The following is a 15671-nucleotide window of genomic DNA, read 5'->3' as shown; positions in this document are numbered from 1 at the left end:
GTCAGGCCTGCGGGAAGCGTTGTTGCAGTTGATGCCGGTCCGGTGGATTGGCGGCGCCGAGGCTGGCCACCACGCAGGCGGCGACCCGGTTGGCCAGATCGACCGCCCGCGGCAGCGGCCAGCCGGCGGACAGCCCCGCCAGCAAACCGGCGCAGTGGGCATCGCCCGCGCCGATGGTATCGACCACGTCCACCGGATAGGCGGGAACGTGCAGCGGCGGCGTGCGGCCGTCGCAGATCCAGGCGCCGTCGCGATCCAGGCGGCAGATCAGCGTCAGGTTACGGGCGGCGGCATAGCGCTGCGCGGCATCCACGGCGTCGCCGGCGCCGCACAGCGCGGCCACTTCGTCGCGGTTGAGCGTCAGCAGGGTGTGGCTGTCGCTGAGCATGGCGAAGAAATCTTCGCTGAGCTGGGCGATGCGCGGGCCGGGATCGATCAGACGCGGTTGGTCGAACGGCATGCGCGTCAGCCACTCGCGCAGCGCTTCGCCGTTTTCGCCCGCCAGCTCGTAGCCGCTGGCGTAGATCAGGGTGTGTTCCGTCAGCGGCAGCGTGGCCAGCTGCGCTTTATTCCATTGGCTTTCGCAACCGGAAACCGTGATGAAGGTGCGTTCGCCGTTCGGCTCCACCAGCGCCAGGCACCAGCCATTGTCCATCTGGCCGTGGCGCAACAGCACCTCCAGCCCCAGTTCGCCCATGGCGGCTTCGATCGCCGCGCCCCATTCGCCGTTGCCGACCGGCATACCGTTGATCACCGGCACTTCAAGGCGCGTCAGCGCGCGCGCCACGTTGAACGCGCAACCGCCGATTTGCCGCGCCTGCGGCTGGGCTTCGATATCTTCGCCGCTGGTCGGCAGGCGCGGCAGCGTCATCACCAGATCGCCGACCGCGCCCCCTATCACCAGGACAGGCGTTACAGCTTCCCACTCATTCATTGATGTTCTCTGCGTTGGGTCAGGTACAGACCGTAAGCGATCAGACTAACCGCAAACGACACAAACAGCCCCAGGCTGGAGTCGGCAAACAAGCCTTTAGCCAGCGGGCCGTCGATAAAACCGGTTTTGGTGACCAGCAGGCCGCACAGGGCGCCGAGGAACCAGCAGAACAGCGGGGCTTTGCGCACGCCGCGGTTCTGGCCATGCAGACCGTACAAAGCGTTGCCATCATACCCGTGGTGGCGGCGCAGGCACAGGTAATCGAGCAGGAAAATCGCCTCCCAGGCCGCCAGGAACACCCCGCAGAACACCAGGAAGGAGATGAACGGCCCCATAAAATCGCCGGAGATGAACAGCACATACAGGGCGATACCCAGCACCACCACGGCGTCGATCGATACCGCCAACCACTGTTTGACCTGCACGCCGATGGTCAGCAGGTTAAGGCTGGCGGAATACAGGCTGAGCACCGCGATGGTGACGATGCCGGCGGTGGCGGCCAGCAGATAAGGGATCGCCATCCAGGCGGGCAGCACTGAGCCTATCAGCGCGATGGGATTGGCGGCGTTGGCCAGATCGGGCAGCTGCACGGAAAGCAGAATGCCGGCCAGCATCAGCAGCATCAGCGGCAAACAGGCGCCGCCCATCACCGCGGCGAAAATGCTTTTGCTCGACGAATTCGGGCTTTGATAGCGGCTGTAATCGGCGCCGGCGATCGCCCAACTGATGCCGGTACCGGCGGCGATCACCGAGACCGCCGGCAGGAAGCCGGTCAGCCAGCTGCCGGAAGGCAGCGCCAGCACCTGGCTCCACTCGGTGTTGAACAGGATATAGAGCACCACGATCAGCGTCATGGTGCCGAAGATGCGGCTGAACCAGCTTTGCATCCAGACTACGGTATTCTGCCCCAGCAGGCTGACGACGATAGTGAGCCCGGCGAACAGCAACAGGCTGAGCGCGGTCAGCAGATGGCTGGCCCCCAGCCCGAAGGCCTCGAACAGCGCCGCCAGCGTCAGGGTGCCGGTGATCACGTTGACCGCTTCCCAGCCCATCAGATTGATCCAACTGAACAGGGTAGGCGCCACGTTGCCCTTCAGCCCGAAAATCACTCGCGACAGCGTCAGCGTAGAGGTGCGCCCGCGCTTGCCGGCGAAGCTGGTGAGGCCAACCAGCACGAAGCTGGCGACGCCGAACAAGGCGGCGAGCACCGATTGCAGGAAGGATAAGCCGAAGCCGACGATGATGGCGCCATACACCACGCCGAGAATGCCGATATTGGCTGCCGACCAGATCCAAAACAGCTCGATGGGCCGCCCGGTCTGTTCCGCATCCGGCACCCGGTCGATACCGGTGCTCTCTACCTTCCATGCTTCATTGCGATTGATATCGGTCATAGCAATTGATCCCTGTTGCGCAGGGCCTTGAGGGCCGCCGCAGTTAACTGAAAAGCGATTTTGTTGGCGCTGCGGCCGCCGCCTCGGATGAGGCTTGCCGACCGCACGGCGCCAATGAGTGTAGACAAAGAGTGGGTCTGCAGCGGAGTTTGGAAGAGAGAGAACGTTTTTATTTGCAGGCATCAGTCCGTTTCACCCGGCGCAAGGGGGATCGCGCGAGGGGATGATGAGCCGTGAGCAAGCTATCCATTAGCACCGTTGCTTATTATTTGTCATTTGTAGTGGCGTCTTGGGCAACGTGACCCATCGGGTACGGCGAGAAGCGGGCAATTCATCCCAAAGGGTCGCCCATCCGCTTCAGCGAACGGGATGCGGACAGCGTATGCCCGCTGCCTGACCATCAGGTGCGTCCTGTCTGGTCGGCAGCGGATTTTTAGTTGTTTTAAAGGTGGATCCCTGGTGTTGGTGCCATTGATGTTTCAACATCAATAAGCACAGATTACGCGCGATCTAGATCCAATGAAAGTCCATTGAATAAAAATTGTGATGTCCCTCTGAAAACATTAGCAATATTTTAGTTATGGTGAGAGGCTTTATCGCCGGATCGGCGATAGGAGAAAGCGAAGTTTGGGCATAGGGCGGAACAAGAGGGCGGGCGAATGACGGATTTTATGGCCTGGCTGCGTGAACATCTGGCGCAGGGGGCGGCGGCGCCGCGCTATATTCAGCTGGCGACGGCGATAGAAACCGCGATCAGGCAGCAGGTGCTGGCGGCGGAGGCATTTCTGCCGCCGGAGCGGCACATGGCGGAAGGTTTGGCGCTGTCGCGCGTCACCGTCAGCAAGGCGATGAAACTGCTGGAGGAGAAGGGGCTGATTTCGCGGCAGCAGGGCGTTGGCACCCGCGTGGCGATGCGTATCGGCTATTCCCTCGATAAGGACAGCGGTTTTACCGCTCAGGCGCTGCGTCACGGCAGCAGCGTCAGCAACCGATGGCTGCTGCGCGCACGGGTCGGCGCGCCGGCCAAGGCCGCGGCGGCGCTGGGGATCGCGGAAGGGGATGAGGTGGTCAAACTGCGGCGTTTACGCTTGCTGAACGGCAGCCCGGTCTCGCTGGAAACCACCTATATTCCGCTGCGCTTCCTGCCTGAACCGGCGCAGCTGGAGCATTCGCTGTATGCGTTATGGCAATCGCGCGGCATCGTGCCTGAAGATAAACACTTTTTGTTGAAGGCGGTGTCCTGCAGCGGCGAGGTCGCCGAGCTGCTCAACGTACCGTGCGGCGCGCCGTTGTTGCACATCATCCAAACCAGCCGCAACGCCCGGGGCGAGGCGCTGGAGTTCAGCGATATCTTGTGCCGCAGCGACGTTTATGAATTCGAGGTGAATGGTTAGCGAAATAACCATGCTCTTTTTGCCACTAGTGCGTATAATCGCCGCCCGGCGATTAATTAACCTGTAAAAAGAGCAGCAGAATGAGCACCACCAGCCTGATCCAACCCGATCGTGAACTGTTTTCTTATAAGCCTTATTGGGCGGAATGTTATGGCACCGCGCCGTTTTTACCGATGTCGCGAGCAGAGATGGATCAACTGGGCTGGGACAGCTGCGACGTGATCATCATCAGCGGCGACGCCTATGTCGATCACCCGAGCTTCGGCATGGCGATCATCGGCCGCATGCTGGAAGCGCAGGGCTTCCGCGTCGGCATCATCGCGCAGCCGGACTGGAGCAACAAAGAAGACTTCATGCGGTTGGGGAAACCGAATCTGTTCTTCGGCATCACCGCCGGCAACATGGATTCGATGATCAACCGCTATACCGCCGATCGCAAACTGCGCCACGACGACGCCTACACCGCCGGCAACGTCGGTGGCAAGCGCCCGGATCGCGCCACCCTGGTCTACAGCCAGCGCTGCAAAGAAGCCTATAAAGACGTGCCGATCGTGCTGGGCGGCATTGAAGCCAGCCTGCGTCGCATCGCCCACTACGACTATTGGTCGGATACCGTGCGCCGCTCGGTGCTGGTGGACTCCAAAGCCGACATGCTGATCTACGGCAACGGCGAACGCCCGCTGGTGGAAGTGGCGCACCGTCTGGCCGCCGGCGAGAAGATCGGCGATATCCACGATATTCGCAATACCGCGGTGATGCGTAAAGAAGCGCTGCCGGGCTGGAGCGGCGTGGATTCCACCCGCCTCGACAAGCCGGGCCGCATCGAACCTATCCCGAACCCGTACGGCGAGGATTTGCCGTGCGCCGACGGCGCCAAACCGAAGGAGCCGGAAGCCAAGCCTGTCACGGTGCGCGCCGCCAAGCCGAAGCCGTGGGAGAAGACCTACGTGCTGCTGCCGTCCTTCGAGAAAGTGAAGGGCGACAAGGTGCTGTATGCGCACACCTCGCGCATTTTGCACCATGAAACCAACCCCGGCTGCGCCCGCGCGCTGATGCAAAAACACGGCGATCGCTACGTGTGGATCAACCCGCCGGCGATCCCGCTGACCACGCCGGAGATGGACAGCGTCTTCGCCCTGCCTTACCAGCGCGTGCCGCACCCGTCCTACGGTCAGGAGCGCATTCCTGCCTACGACATGATCCGCTTCTCGGTGAACATCATGCGCGGTTGCTACGGCGGCTGTTCGTTCTGTTCGATCACCGAGCACGAAGGGCGCATCATCCAGAGCCGTTCGGAAGATTCGATCGTTCGCGAAATCGAAGAGATCCGCGACAAAGTGCCGGGCTTTACCGGCGTGATCTCCGATCTGGGCGGCCCGACCGCCAACATGTATATGCTGCGCTGCACCAACCCGCGCGCCGAGCAGACCTGCCGCCGCGCCTCGTGCGTGTATCCGGAGATCTGCACTTATATGGATACCAACCATGAGCCGACCATCAAGCTTTACCGCCGCGCGCGTTCGCTGGAGGGCATCAAGAAGATCCTGATCGCCTCCGGGGTACGTTACGATCTGGCGGTGGAAGATCCGCGCTATATCAAGGAACTGGCGACCCACCACGTCGGCGGCTACCTGAAGATCGCGCCGGAGCACACCGAAGAAGGCCCGCTGTCGAAAATGATGAAACCGGGCATGGGCAGCTACGATCGCTTCAAACAGCTGTTTGATCACTATTCGAAGCAGGCGGGCAAAGAGCAGTACCTGATCCCGTACTTCATCTCTTCGCACCCGGGCACCCGCGATGAAGATATGGTGAACCTGGCGCTGTGGCTGAAGAAGAACCGTTTCCGCCTCGATCAGGTGCAGAACTTCTATCCTTCGCCGATGGCCAACTCCACCACCATGTATTACAGCGGCAAAAACCCGCTGAGCAAGGTGGGGTACAAGAGTGAAGACGTGGTGGTGCCGCGCGGCGAGCGCCAGCGTCGCCTGCATAAGGCGCTGCTGCGTTACCACGATCCGGCCAACTGGGCGCTGATCCGCACCGCGCTGGAAGAGATGGGGCTGAAGCACCTGATCGGCAGCCGCCGCGAGTGTCTGGTGCCGGCGCCGAGCATCGACGAGCAGCGCGAAGCGAAACGGCTGCAGCGCCACACCCGACCGGCGTTGACCAAGCATACCGACATCAATCGGCAGCGCACGCCGTCCAACCGGCCACCGCGCAAACCGATTCGCAAGGCCAAGCCGTAACGACGAGGCCCGCGCGCAAACAAAAAGGAGAACCCTCGGGTTCTCCTTTTTACTTTGGCTAATTACAACCGTTCGTAAGCGGCTTCCACTTTCATCAAATGGCGCGGCGCCTGCGGGGCGGGATGGTATTTGCGCACGTGCCAGTTAAAGGCTTCCGGCGACAGGTTGTTAATCATCGCGATCGCCTGCTGGCGGTTGCTGGAGAAGGTGCGCAGCAGCGCCCCGGTACCGTTGACGTAGGCGATGATGGTGGCGTAGCGCAGCGTGACGGGATTGGCGATCCCTTTAAGCTGTTGTTTTTGCAAGGTGGCCAGATAGGCGGCGCCGAGATCGATATTGGTGTCGGGATCCCGCAGGTCATCGTCGTCCGGGCAGCCGCGTTTGCCTTTGTAGCGGTAGGCGTCGCAGCCGGCGGTATCGGCTTTCAGCTGCATCAGACCGATCGCATTGGATCTGCTCACTGCGGAAGGGTTGAAGCCGGACTCCACCTGGATCATGGCGGTGATCAGCTTGGCGTCCACGCCGTATTCGCTGGCGGCGTCTTGAATGGCGCTATCGAAGGCGTGGCGATCGTAGCTGACGCGCTGTTTCTTGCCGGCGCAACCCGCCAGCACCAGCATGATGCAAAGCATGCCCAGCCGTGACCCGTGTGAGAAAGAGAATTTCATGGTGCTCCGTGCTTGTCTGTTTTTTTAACGGCGTTAACCGGTGGCCGGAGCCTCCGGCGTCGTCATCATAACGTCAGGCGGCGCAAAGGAGCAATGTGCGGGAAGGAAAAGCCCCCTCCGGCGGGAGAGGGCTTGAGGGGGTTACAGGGTATCCGGATCCGGCCCCAGGCGGTTGCCGACGTCCAGCTTGGCGATCTCGCCCAGTTCGTCCTTATCGAGTTTGAAATCAAACACCTCGAAGTTTTCGCGGATGCGCGACGGCGTGACCGATTTCGGGATCACGATAAGGCCGCTGTCCAGGTGCCAGCGCACCACGATCTGCGCCGGAGTCTTCTCATATTTCTCGGCCAGCGCCTTGATCAGCGGCTGGTCGAATACCCCTTCACCGCCCTGCGCCAGCGGGCTCCAGGATTCGGTGGCGATATGGTGCGTGGCGTTCCAGGCGCGCAGCTGGCGCTGTTGCAGCAACGGGTGCAGCTCGATCTGGTTGACGACCGGCGCCACGTTGGTTTCATCCAACAGACGCTGCAGGTGCGGCGTATGGAAGTTGCACACGCCGATGCTTTTCACCAGGCCTTGTTCGCGCAGTTTGATCAGCTCGCGCCAGGCGGAGACGTATTGATCCTGCTGCGGGCGCGGCCAGTGGATCAGATACAGATCCACGTAGTCCAGCTTGAGCTTTTCCAGACTGGTTTCCAGCGCCGCCAGCGGATCGCCCTGATCGTCGTTCCACAGCTTGGTGGTGATGAACAGGTCGTTGCGCGGCAGCGCGCTGGACTGCAGCGCGGCACCGACGCCTTCCTCGTTCTTGTAGATCGCGGCGGTGTCGATGGAGCGGTAACCAATCTCCAGCGCTTTGCTGACCGCGCGGGTGGTCTCTTCAATACTCGCCTGCCAAACGCCGAGACCCAACTGCGGCATCAGATTACCATCGTGGAGTTTGATGATGGGTTGTTGCGTTGTCATGCGCATCTCCTTGTGTACGGATTGCGGCGCCTGCGGCACCGAAACGGCTATAGATAAATTCTAGTTGGCAAAATGGGCGGTTGCCGGGTTTGCCAGCCTAATTTCAGCGGTGGCGGGAGGGCGATTTTCTCCCCGCTCTCCCTGCGAATGAGCGGTAAGACGAAGGGTGCGAAACGAGCGGCGGCGCGCTGAGGCGCCCGACTGCGCCCGGCGATCGGCCGAGCGCAGAATGCGGCGAAAAATGGCTGACGAAGACTAAAGCCTAGCAAAAAATCGCCGTTTTGCGATTAACGCGCCGCTTCATAAATGCGGCGGCTGACGTCCAGGGTGATGTCCTGATGCTCGCCCAGGGCGGTCATGCCGTGCTGCTGCAGCTTGTCGAGCAGCGCGGGAATGCTGCTGCCGTCGAGCTGATAATCCGCCATGCGGGTCGGCACGCCCATCTGCTCGAAGAAGGCGCGGGTGGCGGCGATCGCGTCGTCGATGCGGCTGTCTTCGCTGCCTTCGCGCAGGCCCCAGACGCGTTCAGCGTACTGCAGCAGCTTTTCGCGTTTCTGCGCTTTCTTCTCGTGCAGCAGCGCCGGCAGCACGATGGCCAGCGTTTGCGCGTGGTCGAGGTCGTGCATGGCGGTCAGCTCATGGCCCAGCATGTGGGTCGCCCAGTCCTGCGGCACGCCGGCGCCGATCAGGCCGTTCAGCGCCATGGTGGCGCTCCACATCACGTTGGCGCGCACCGCATAGTTCTCCGGCTCGGCCAGCGCGCGCGGGCCGTCTTCCAGCAGGGTCAACAGCAGGCCTTCGGCGAAGCGATCCTGCACCTTGGCGTCGACCGGGTAGGTCAGATACTGTTCCAGGGTGTGTACGAAGGCGTCGACCACGCCGTTGGCTACCTGGCGCGGCGGCAGCGAGTAGGTCACCACCGGATCCAGTACGGCGAAGCGCGGCTGCACCAGCGGTGAGAAGAAGTGCTGCTTGTCGCCGCTGCTCTTCCGGGTGATCACCGCGCCGCTGTTGGATTCTGAACCGGTGGCCGGCAGCGTCAGCACGCAGCCCATCGGCACCGCGTCAGTGATGTGGCTGCCGACGGTCTGCAGAATATGCCAGGCATCGCTGTCGGCCGTATAACGAGCCGCGGCGGCGATGAACTTGGTGCCGTCAACCACCGAACCGCCGCCGACCGCCAGCAGGAAATCGATGTTTTCCGTTTTCACCACCTCGACCGCTTTCATCAGGGTTTCGTAGGTCGGGTTAGGTTCGATGCCGGAGAATTCCCGCACGTCGCGGCCGGCCAGCGCGCTATACACCTGGTCGAGCACGCCGTTTTTCTTCACGCTGCCGCCACCGTAGGTGATCAGAATGCGCGCGTCCGCCGGGATCTGGCCGGCCACTTCGGCGATTTGCTGCTTGCCGAACAGGATTTTGGTTGGGGTATGCAGAATGAAGTTTTGCATGGCTGATTTCTCTCTTTCTGTCAGGCGGGCGCCAAAGCGGCGCAAAGGTTTCTGGCCCGTATTGTCAGCAACCTGGCGGTAACGCACAATGCACATTCCTGTTTGGTTATTGCCTATTTCTACAGATGACTGTAGAAATAGAGAGTTTTAAATTATGATTTATGCCGAATCGTTCTGACTGTAAGAGGGTGTTTCCGTGACTGAAATCGATGCGCTGCGCAGCCGCATGGCGCGCCAGGCGATGGCTATCGCCACCGGCAACGGCTATACGCCGTCACCGGTGCCGCGGGTGAAGATCCTGTATGTCGATCGCCACTGCCCGCGCCAGCCGGTGATGTACGAACCGGGGATCGTCATCATCTTTCAGGGGCACAAGGTCGGCTATTGCGGCAACAAGGTGTTCCAGTACGATCCGCGCAACTACCTGCTGATGACGGTGCCGCTGCCGTTCGAGTGCGAAACCTTCGCCAGCCCGGAGCTGCCGCTGGTTGGATTGGCGGTCAATATCGATACCCAAATGCTGCAGGACTTGCTGATCGACATCGGCGACGACGACTACCTGATGCAGCCGCGCGCGGAGAGCAACGGCGTAAACCTGGCCGAGCTGACGGAAGAGCTGTTGTGCGCCACCGAACGTCTGCTGGACGTGATGGCCAAGCCGCTCGACGCTCGGGTGTTGGGGCCGCAGATCGTACGCGAGATCCTCTACTACGTGCTGCGCGGCGCCTGCGGCGCGTCGCTGCAGGAGCTGGTCAACCGTCATACCCATTTCAGTCAGATCGCCAAGGCGCTGCGGCGCATAGAAAATCAGTATGCCGAGAGCCTCAACGTCGAGCAGTTGGCCGGCGAGGTCAACATGAGCGTGTCGGCGTTTCACCATAACTTCAAGGCGGTGACCAACACCTCGCCGCTGCAGTACGTGAAGTCGTACCGGCTGCACAAGGCGCGTTTGCTGATGGTGCATGATGGCCTGAAGGCCAGTACCGCGGCGATCCGCGTCGGCTACGAGAGCGCGTCGCAGTTCAGCCGTGAATTCAAACGCCTGTTTGGCGTCACGCCGGGGGATGAAGTCGCCCGGCTGCGCGACGCCAATCCGCTGATGCTGGAGGGGTGAGCCGCCGCCGGGCGGCGGGCTATGGGGTTAGCACGATCTTGCCGAACGGGCCGCGATCGAGGTGATCCAACGCCTGCGGCAGTTGATCGAGCCGGTATACCTGGTCGATCACCGGCTGCAGGTTGACGGCGTCCACGGCGCGCACCAGATCTTCCAGCGCGCGGCGGTGGCCGACGCCGATGCCCTGGATCTCCGCCGATTTCAGCAGCAGCAGGCCGGCGGGGGCGGAGATCTCGGCGCCCGCCAGCACGCCGATCACTGAGATGCGGCCGCCCACCGCCACGGCGCGCACCGAGTTGCCCAAATTCGGGCCGCCGACGGTATCGATCACATGGTCGATGCCGCGATCCTGCGTCAGCGCATAAATCGCCTCCACCCAATCGCCGTCCAGCCGGTTGATGCCATGATTGGCGCCCAATGCCAGGGCTCGCGCCAGCTTTTCATCGCTGCCGGAGGTGACATAGACCTCCGCGCCGTGGGCTTTGGCGATCTGCAGCGCGAACAACGCCACGCCGCCGGTGCCTTGCACCAGTACCGTCTCGCCGGCATGCAGTTTGCCCTGTTCCACCAGCGCGAACCAGGCGGTCAGCCCGGCGCAAGGCAGGGTGCTGGCCTGCACGTCGTCCAGCGACGCCGGTGCCGCCACCAACCAGTCTTCATGCAAAATCACGTATTCCGCCAGCACGCCCTGATAGAAGCCGCCAAGGGTGTGGTAAGGCGCCTGGCGCGCATTGCCGTACGGTTTTTGCCGGCCGTCGATCCAGCCGGGGCTGAAGGTAGAAATGACCCGGGCGCCGGGTTGGAAACGGCTGACGCCGGGTCCGACGGCGTCGACCTCGCCGGCCATGTCCGAGGTGGGGGTGAACGACTGCGGCAGCGTCAGCCCCATGCCGCTTTCAATCATCATTTTGTCGCGGTAGTTGAGCGCTACCGCCTTCACTTTCACTCTGATCTCGCGCGGCCCCGGCTGCGGGATCGCGTCGGTGGTCAGCTGCAGGTGTTCACGCCCCAGGGCGTCCATCGTCCAGCGTTGCATCGTGTCGGTCATGATGTTCTCCAAAGTCTGCGATTAACGACCTGTCGATAATATCGTTGATGAAGGTTCGCCAGTGGCGATAAGATTTCCGCAGATTGTTTCTTTTAGAGCGACAAACCATGAGCGATCGATTGAGCGGCATTTCGGTATTCGTCACCGCCGTGGAGGCGGGCAGTTTTGCGTTGGCGGCCAGTCGGCTGCACCTGTCGCGCTCGGCGGTGGGGAAAACGATCGCCCGGCTGGAACAGCGGCTGGGCGTGCGGCTGTTTCATCGCACCACCCGCAGCCAGAGCCTGACCGACGATGGCGCGTTGTTCTATGAGCGTTGCCTGCGGGCGCTGGAGGAGATCCGCGGCGCGGAAACGCTGCTGGAGTCGGGCAAGCGGCAGGTCAGTGGCCGGCTGCGGGTATCGATGCCGGTGTTGTTTGGCCGCATGTGCATCGCGCCGCTGCTGACCGAGCTGACGCGTGAGCATCCCGGCCTGGAGCTGGAGCTGTCGTTCAGCGATCGGGTGGTGGATCTGATTGAGGACGGCTTCGATATGGCGATCCGCAACGGCACGTTGGCCAACAGCAATGGGCTGGTGGCGCGGCGCATCGGCGATCACCGCATGACGCTGTGCGCCTCGCCGGCCTATCTGCAGCGGTGCGGCGAACCGCACAGCATTGAGCAACTGGCTCAGCACGAGGCGGTGACCTATATGCGCGCCGGCGCGCGGCGCAGCTGGCGGGTGCTGGACGAGAACGGCGAGCCGCAGGAAGTGATGCCGAATAACCGATTGCAGATGGACGATTTGCAGGCGATTGCGGATGCGGCGACGGCCGGGTTCGGCATCGCCTGGCTGCCGTGTTGGCTGGTGCGTGAGCAGCTGTTGAGCGGGGCGCTGGTGCGCCTGCTGCGCGATCGGCCCGGCGCCGCCTTTGAAGCGCATGCGGTGTGGCCGCACACGCCTCACCTGCCGCTGAAGGTGCGGCTGGCGGTGGATACGCTGGTGAGCAAGTTGCCGCCTCGCCTGGCGTTGGTCGAGAAAGCGCTGTAGCGCGCCGGGATCAGGAAGAGGAGGCGCGTTTTTTACGCCAGACCACCAGCATGGCGCCGAGCAGGCCGACGAACAGCAGCAGCAGCGGCAGCAGCATCAGGCCGGTCATCACCTGGCTTTCGTGGCGTTTCACCAGCGGAATTTGGCTGAAAGCGTAGCCGAGGCCGACCAGCGCGCAGACCCAGATCGCTGCGCTCAGCCAGTTGAAAACCTGGAAGCGCGAGCTGTTGAGCCCGGAAATGCCGGCCATGGTCGGCAGCAGCGTACGCACGAAGCCGAGGAAGCGGCCGATCAGCAGCGCCGTCAGCCCGTGGCGGTTGAACAGGTTATGCGCGCGCTGATGGTATTGCGCCGGCAGTTGCAGCAGCCAGCCTTTCACCAGGCTGGTGTGGCCCAGCCAGCGGCCCTGGATATAGCTCAGCCAGCAGCCGAGGCCGGCGGCGGCGGTCAGAATCAACAGGGTGGGGGCAAAGCCCATCACGCCTTTGGCGATCAGCGCGCCCGACAGCAACAGCAGGCTATCACCGGGGAGGAAGGAGGCGGGCAGCAGTCCGTTTTCCAAAAACAAGGTGGTGAAAAGTACGGCGTAAACCACCCAAATCACGCTGGGATCGGCGAGGGCGATGAAGTCCTGCTGCCAAAGCGCATGAATAATCTCTCGTAATACATCCATTTTATGTCCTGTTGCATGCCGGTTGCGCCCGGGGTCACGTTCTCCAGGATGCGGCGGTTACCGTATCTGACAGTTACCCGGTTAGTGTACCGCTAATAGCTTAAGCCGACATTAAACGAGACGAAGAAAATTACCGGAATCCGCCTTAGCGCACGCCGTTGAGGCGATCGAAGCCGGCCGCCAGATCGGCGATCAGGTCTTCGACGTTCTCCAGACCGATATGCAACCGCACCAGCGTGCCGGAAAAATCGACGCCGCCCGCCGGGCGGATCGCTTCCAGTTCTTCCGGCTGATTGGCCAGGATCAGCGACTCGAAGCCGCCCCAGGAGTAGGCCATGCTGAAGTGGCTGAAGTTGTCCAGGTAAGCGGCCAGCTGCGCCTCATCCAGCCGCTCTTTCAGCACGAAAGAGAACAGCCCGTTGCAGCCGCTGAAGTCGCGGCGGTAGAACGCGTGGCCCTTGCAGCTGGGCAGGGCCGGGTGATTGACCGTCGCCACCTCCGGCCGTTCGGCCAGCCAGTTGGCGACCTCAATGCTGCTGCGTTCGTGCTGCTTGAGCCGCACGCTCAGGGTGCGCAGGCCGCGGCTCGCCATGTAGGCGGTGTCGGCATCCACCATCTGCCCCATTAGATAGGAGTACTCGCGCAGTTGCTCCCAACAGCGCGCGTTGGCGACGGCGGTGCCGAGCATGTAATCGGAATGGCCGATCAGGTATTTGGTGCCGGCCTGAATGGAAATGTCGATGTCGAAATCCAGCGCCTTGAACAGCACGCCCGCCGCCCAGGTGTTGTCTATCATGATCACCACGTCCGGCGCCACGGCGCGAATGGCCTGCACCATCGCCGGGATATCCTGCACTTCCAGGGTGATGGAGCCGGGGGACTCAAGGAACACCACGCGGGTATTGGGTTGGATAAGCGTGGCGATGTCGGCGCCGATCAGCGGATCGAAATAGGTGGTGCTGACGTTCATGCGGCCGAGGATGTGGGTGCAGAAGTCCTGGGTCGGTTCATACGCTGAGCCGGTGACCAGCAGGTGATCGCCGGCGCCGACGAACGACAGGATCGCATTGGCCACCGCCGCCGCGCCGCAGGGGTACAGCACGCAGCCGGCGCCGCCCTCCAGCTCCACCATCGCATCCTGCAGCGCGAAGTGGGTCAGCGTGCCGCGTCGGCCATAAAACAGCTCGCCGTGGGCGCGTTGCGCGGTGGCCTGTTTTTTGGCGGCGACGGAGTCGAAGACCAGGGAAGAGGCGCGTTGAGTCACGGGGTTGACGGAGCCCTGGGTGTAGCGTTTGCCGCGGCCGGCGCCGATCAGCGTGGTTTCGATGTGTTTTGACGTCATGGTACCTGGCTCACCTCTGGTTGCTCTGCACTGCCCGTTTGCGATAGCCCTTACGTTAGCATGAGTTATTATAGCCATCCAGACGTTTTAACTTCTGGATATAGAAACGGCTATAATTGGCTGCCGCCCGCGCATTTTTCGCGTCATCCTTCTGCCGAGCGGCCAGAGAGAAGCCCATTCATCGGTCGAGACGCCGTTCGGCAGCGTGGCGTTGTTGCGCCGTTGTGGGAGAAAAGTAACGAAATCGCCCTATAAAAGGGGCTTTTAGCGGTGAACGGGCGTGGATTGGCGTTTGGTTGCGGAGGTGTCTAAAATTTTCTCGTTTATTTGGTAAATAATAATGAGAACTACTATCAATCCCCGGTTGGTTTGATATGATCGCACGCTGAATTATTCCTTAATTTTGATCGGTAATGGGTGGAGGCACAGCGTGAAAACGGCTGGCAAGAATTTAAATCAAGGATCGTTCGGCCAGGGCCGGGCGCAGTGGGGCAAGGCCTTTGGCCGCAGCCTGATGGCTTCAATGGTGCTGGTCGTAGGGTTGGCCGGCAGCGCGCAGGCTGCGCCGGCGACCCATCCGGCCGTTGCCGAAAGCGTTGCGCCGGCCGCCGCGCCTGCGCCTGCAGCCGCCGCGCCGGAAAGCATCACGCCGGTGAACCCGGCGCCCACGATCCAGCCGCCGGAAACCCGCGGTATGGACTTGTCCATTTGGGGCATGTACCAGCACGCCGACGCGGTGGTGAAAGCGGTGATGATCGGCCTGGTGCTGGCGTCTATCGTGACCTGGACCATTCTGTTCGCCAAAGGCAGCGAACTGCTGCGCGCCAAGCGCCGTCTGCGCCGTGAGCAGTCGGCGCTGGCCGACGCGCGCTCGTTGGATGAAGCTTCCGAGCTGGCGCAAAATTTCTCCCCGGAGAGCGTCAGCGCGGTGCTGCTGAACGATGCGCAAAACGAGCTGGAGCTGTCCGCCGAGTCTGACGACAACAACGGCATCAAAGAGCGCACCGGTTTCCGCCTCGAGCGCCGCGTGGCGGCCTACAGCCGCAATATGGGCCGCGGCAACGGCTTTCTGGCCACCATCGGCGCCATCTCGCCGTTCGTCGGCCTGTTCGGTACCGTATGGGGCATCATGAACAGCTTCATCGGCATCGCCCATTCGCAGACCACCAACCTGGCGGTTGTGGCGCCGGGCATCGCCGAGGCGCTGCTGGCGACCGCAATGGGCCTGGTGGCGGCGATCCCGGCGGTGGTGATCTACAACATCTTCGCCCGCGTTATCAGCGGCCATCGCGCCCAGGTGGGCGACGTGGCGGCACAGGTCTTGCTGCTGCAGGGCCGCGATCTGGATCTGGCCGCAACGGCGGAAGCCAAGCGCTCACAGCACGCACATCAACTGCGGGCGGGGTGAGT

13 protein-coding genes are annotated in these 15671 nt (G+C 62.3%); 5 read left to right on the top strand and 8 right to left on the bottom strand.

Annotation, left to right across the window (positions count from 1 at the left end):
• Position 1 precedes the first annotated feature (1 nt).
• Together CPH57_RS17565 and CPH57_RS17560 are read right to left on the bottom strand one after the other, a co-directional pair.
• Complete coding sequence (locus CPH57_RS17565) at positions 2–934, bottom strand: PfkB family carbohydrate kinase (protein WP_060660236.1); 933 nt, start codon at positions 932–934, stop codon at positions 2–4.
• The gene (locus tag CPH57_RS17560) at positions 931–2328 is read right to left on the bottom strand and encodes a cytosine permease (RefSeq protein WP_060660237.1); all 1398 of its coding nucleotides are present in this window, start codon (positions 2326–2328) and stop codon (positions 931–933) included. The genes CPH57_RS17565 and CPH57_RS17560 overlap by 4 nt, the downstream gene beginning before the upstream one ends.
• 659 nt (positions 2329–2987) lie before the next feature.
• Here CPH57_RS17560 and CPH57_RS17555 point away from each other — a divergent pair.
• Both CPH57_RS17555 and CPH57_RS17550 read left to right on the top strand, forming a co-directional pair.
• Entirely contained in the window at positions 2988–3722 is a 735-nt protein-coding gene (locus tag CPH57_RS17555; protein ID WP_033644622.1) for a GntR family transcriptional regulator, read from the top strand.
• Between the two features lie 80 nt (positions 3723–3802).
• Positions 3803–5971 (top strand): YgiQ family radical SAM protein, encoded by a 2169-nt coding sequence (locus CPH57_RS17550; protein ID WP_033651302.1) that lies wholly within the window; start codon positions 3803–3805, stop codon positions 5969–5971.
• 62 nt (positions 5972–6033) lie between these two features.
• On the opposite strand, the gene CPH57_RS17545 is transcribed toward CPH57_RS17550, so the two are convergent.
• The 3 genes from CPH57_RS17545 to yqhD all read right to left on the bottom strand — a co-directional run bounded on the left by CPH57_RS17545 (position 6034) and on the right by yqhD (position 9056).
• Positions 6034–6639: a transglycosylase SLT domain-containing protein gene (locus tag CPH57_RS17545; RefSeq protein ID WP_033644624.1), complete on the bottom strand. Its 606-nt coding sequence runs from the start codon at positions 6637–6639 to the stop codon at positions 6034–6036.
• A gap of 141 nt (positions 6640–6780) precedes the next feature.
• Entirely contained in the window at positions 6781–7605 is an 825-nt protein-coding gene (gene dkgA / locus CPH57_RS17540; RefSeq protein WP_033644625.1) for a 2,5-didehydrogluconate reductase DkgA, read from the bottom strand.
• Positions 7606–7892: 287 nt separating this feature from the next.
• Positions 7893–9056: an alcohol dehydrogenase gene (yqhD, locus tag CPH57_RS17535; RefSeq protein WP_033644626.1), complete on the bottom strand. Its 1164-nt coding sequence runs from the start codon at positions 9054–9056 to the stop codon at positions 7893–7895.
• 226 nt (positions 9057–9282) lie between these two features.
• Between yqhD and CPH57_RS17530 the strand changes: the two genes are divergently transcribed.
• The gene (locus CPH57_RS17530) at positions 9283–10170 is read left to right on the top strand and encodes an AraC family transcriptional regulator (protein ID WP_202396379.1); all 888 of its coding nucleotides are present in this window, start codon (positions 9283–9285) and stop codon (positions 10168–10170) included.
• Positions 10171–10189: 19 nt separating this feature from the next.
• Here the strand turns inward: CPH57_RS17530 and CPH57_RS17525 are convergent, their stop codons facing one another.
• Positions 10190–11218 carry an NAD(P)-dependent alcohol dehydrogenase gene (locus CPH57_RS17525; RefSeq protein ID WP_089195190.1) on the bottom strand — a complete coding sequence of 343 codons (1029 nt, stop codon included), beginning with the start codon at positions 11216–11218 and terminating at the stop codon, positions 10190–10192.
• A gap of 107 nt (positions 11219–11325) precedes the next feature.
• Here CPH57_RS17525 and CPH57_RS17520 point away from each other — a divergent pair, with 107 nt between their 5' ends.
• Positions 11326–12246, top strand: a complete 921-nt coding sequence (locus CPH57_RS17520) for a LysR family transcriptional regulator (RefSeq protein WP_042785382.1) — start codon at positions 11326–11328, stop codon at positions 12244–12246.
• Positions 12247–12256: 10 nt separating this feature from the next.
• Here CPH57_RS17520 and CPH57_RS17515 read toward each other — a convergent pair whose 3' ends face one another.
• Both CPH57_RS17515 and metC read right to left on the bottom strand, forming a co-directional pair.
• On the bottom strand, positions 12257–12919 hold the full coding sequence (locus tag CPH57_RS17515; RefSeq protein WP_033644630.1) for a DedA family protein: 663 nt from the start codon (positions 12917–12919) through the stop codon (positions 12257–12259).
• A gap of 145 nt (positions 12920–13064) precedes the next feature.
• On the bottom strand, positions 13065–14261 hold the full coding sequence (metC, locus tag CPH57_RS17510; RefSeq protein ID WP_033644631.1) for a cystathionine beta-lyase: 1197 nt from the start codon (positions 14259–14261) through the stop codon (positions 13065–13067).
• Positions 14262–14691: 430 nt separating this feature from the next.
• On the opposite strand from metC, the gene exbB reads away from it, so the two are divergent.
• Positions 14692–15669 (top strand): tol-pal system-associated acyl-CoA thioesterase, encoded by a 978-nt coding sequence (gene exbB, locus CPH57_RS17505; RefSeq protein ID WP_072626976.1) that lies wholly within the window; start codon positions 14692–14694, stop codon positions 15667–15669.
• Positions 15670–15671 lie beyond the last annotated feature (2 nt).

It is taken from the genome of Serratia sp. JKS000199 (genome assembly GCF_900215455.1).
In the GTDB taxonomy this organism is placed as follows: domain Bacteria; phylum Pseudomonadota; class Gammaproteobacteria; order Enterobacterales; family Enterobacteriaceae; genus Serratia; species Serratia ureilytica.
This window is presented reverse-complemented; position numbering and strand designations above follow the sequence as displayed.

Bases quoted from the DNA above. Each gene is read 5' to 3' on its own strand.
- CPH57_RS17565 (WP_060660236.1), bottom strand. From the start codon at position 934: ATGAATGAGTGGGAAGCTGTAACGCCTGTCCTGGTGATAGGGGGCGCG.
- CPH57_RS17560 (WP_060660237.1), bottom strand. From the start codon at position 2,328: ATGACCGATATCAATCGCAATGAAGCATGGAAGGTAGAGAGCACCGGT.
- CPH57_RS17555 (WP_033644622.1), top strand. From the start codon at position 2,988: ATGACGGATTTTATGGCCTGGCTGCGTGAACATCTGGCGCAGGGGGCG.
- CPH57_RS17550 (WP_033651302.1), top strand. From the start codon at position 3,803: ATGAGCACCACCAGCCTGATCCAACCCGATCGTGAACTGTTTTCTTAT.
- CPH57_RS17545 (WP_033644624.1), bottom strand. From the start codon at position 6,639: ATGAAATTCTCTTTCTCACACGGGTCACGGCTGGGCATGCTTTGCATC.
- dkgA (WP_033644625.1), bottom strand. From the start codon at position 7,605: ATGACAACGCAACAACCCATCATCAAACTCCACGATGGTAATCTGATG.
- yqhD (WP_033644626.1), bottom strand. From the start codon at position 9,056: ATGCAAAACTTCATTCTGCATACCCCAACCAAAATCCTGTTCGGCAAG.
- CPH57_RS17530 (WP_202396379.1), top strand. From the start codon at position 9,283: ATGGCGCGCCAGGCGATGGCTATCGCCACCGGCAACGGCTATACGCCG.
- CPH57_RS17525 (WP_089195190.1), bottom strand. From the start codon at position 11,218: ATGACCGACACGATGCAACGCTGGACGATGGACGCCCTGGGGCGTGAA.
- CPH57_RS17520 (WP_042785382.1), top strand. From the start codon at position 11,326: ATGAGCGATCGATTGAGCGGCATTTCGGTATTCGTCACCGCCGTGGAG.
- CPH57_RS17515 (WP_033644630.1), bottom strand. From the start codon at position 12,919: ATGGATGTATTACGAGAGATTATTCATGCGCTTTGGCAGCAGGACTTC.
- metC (WP_033644631.1), bottom strand. From the start codon at position 14,261: ATGACGTCAAAACACATCGAAACCACGCTGATCGGCGCCGGCCGCGGC.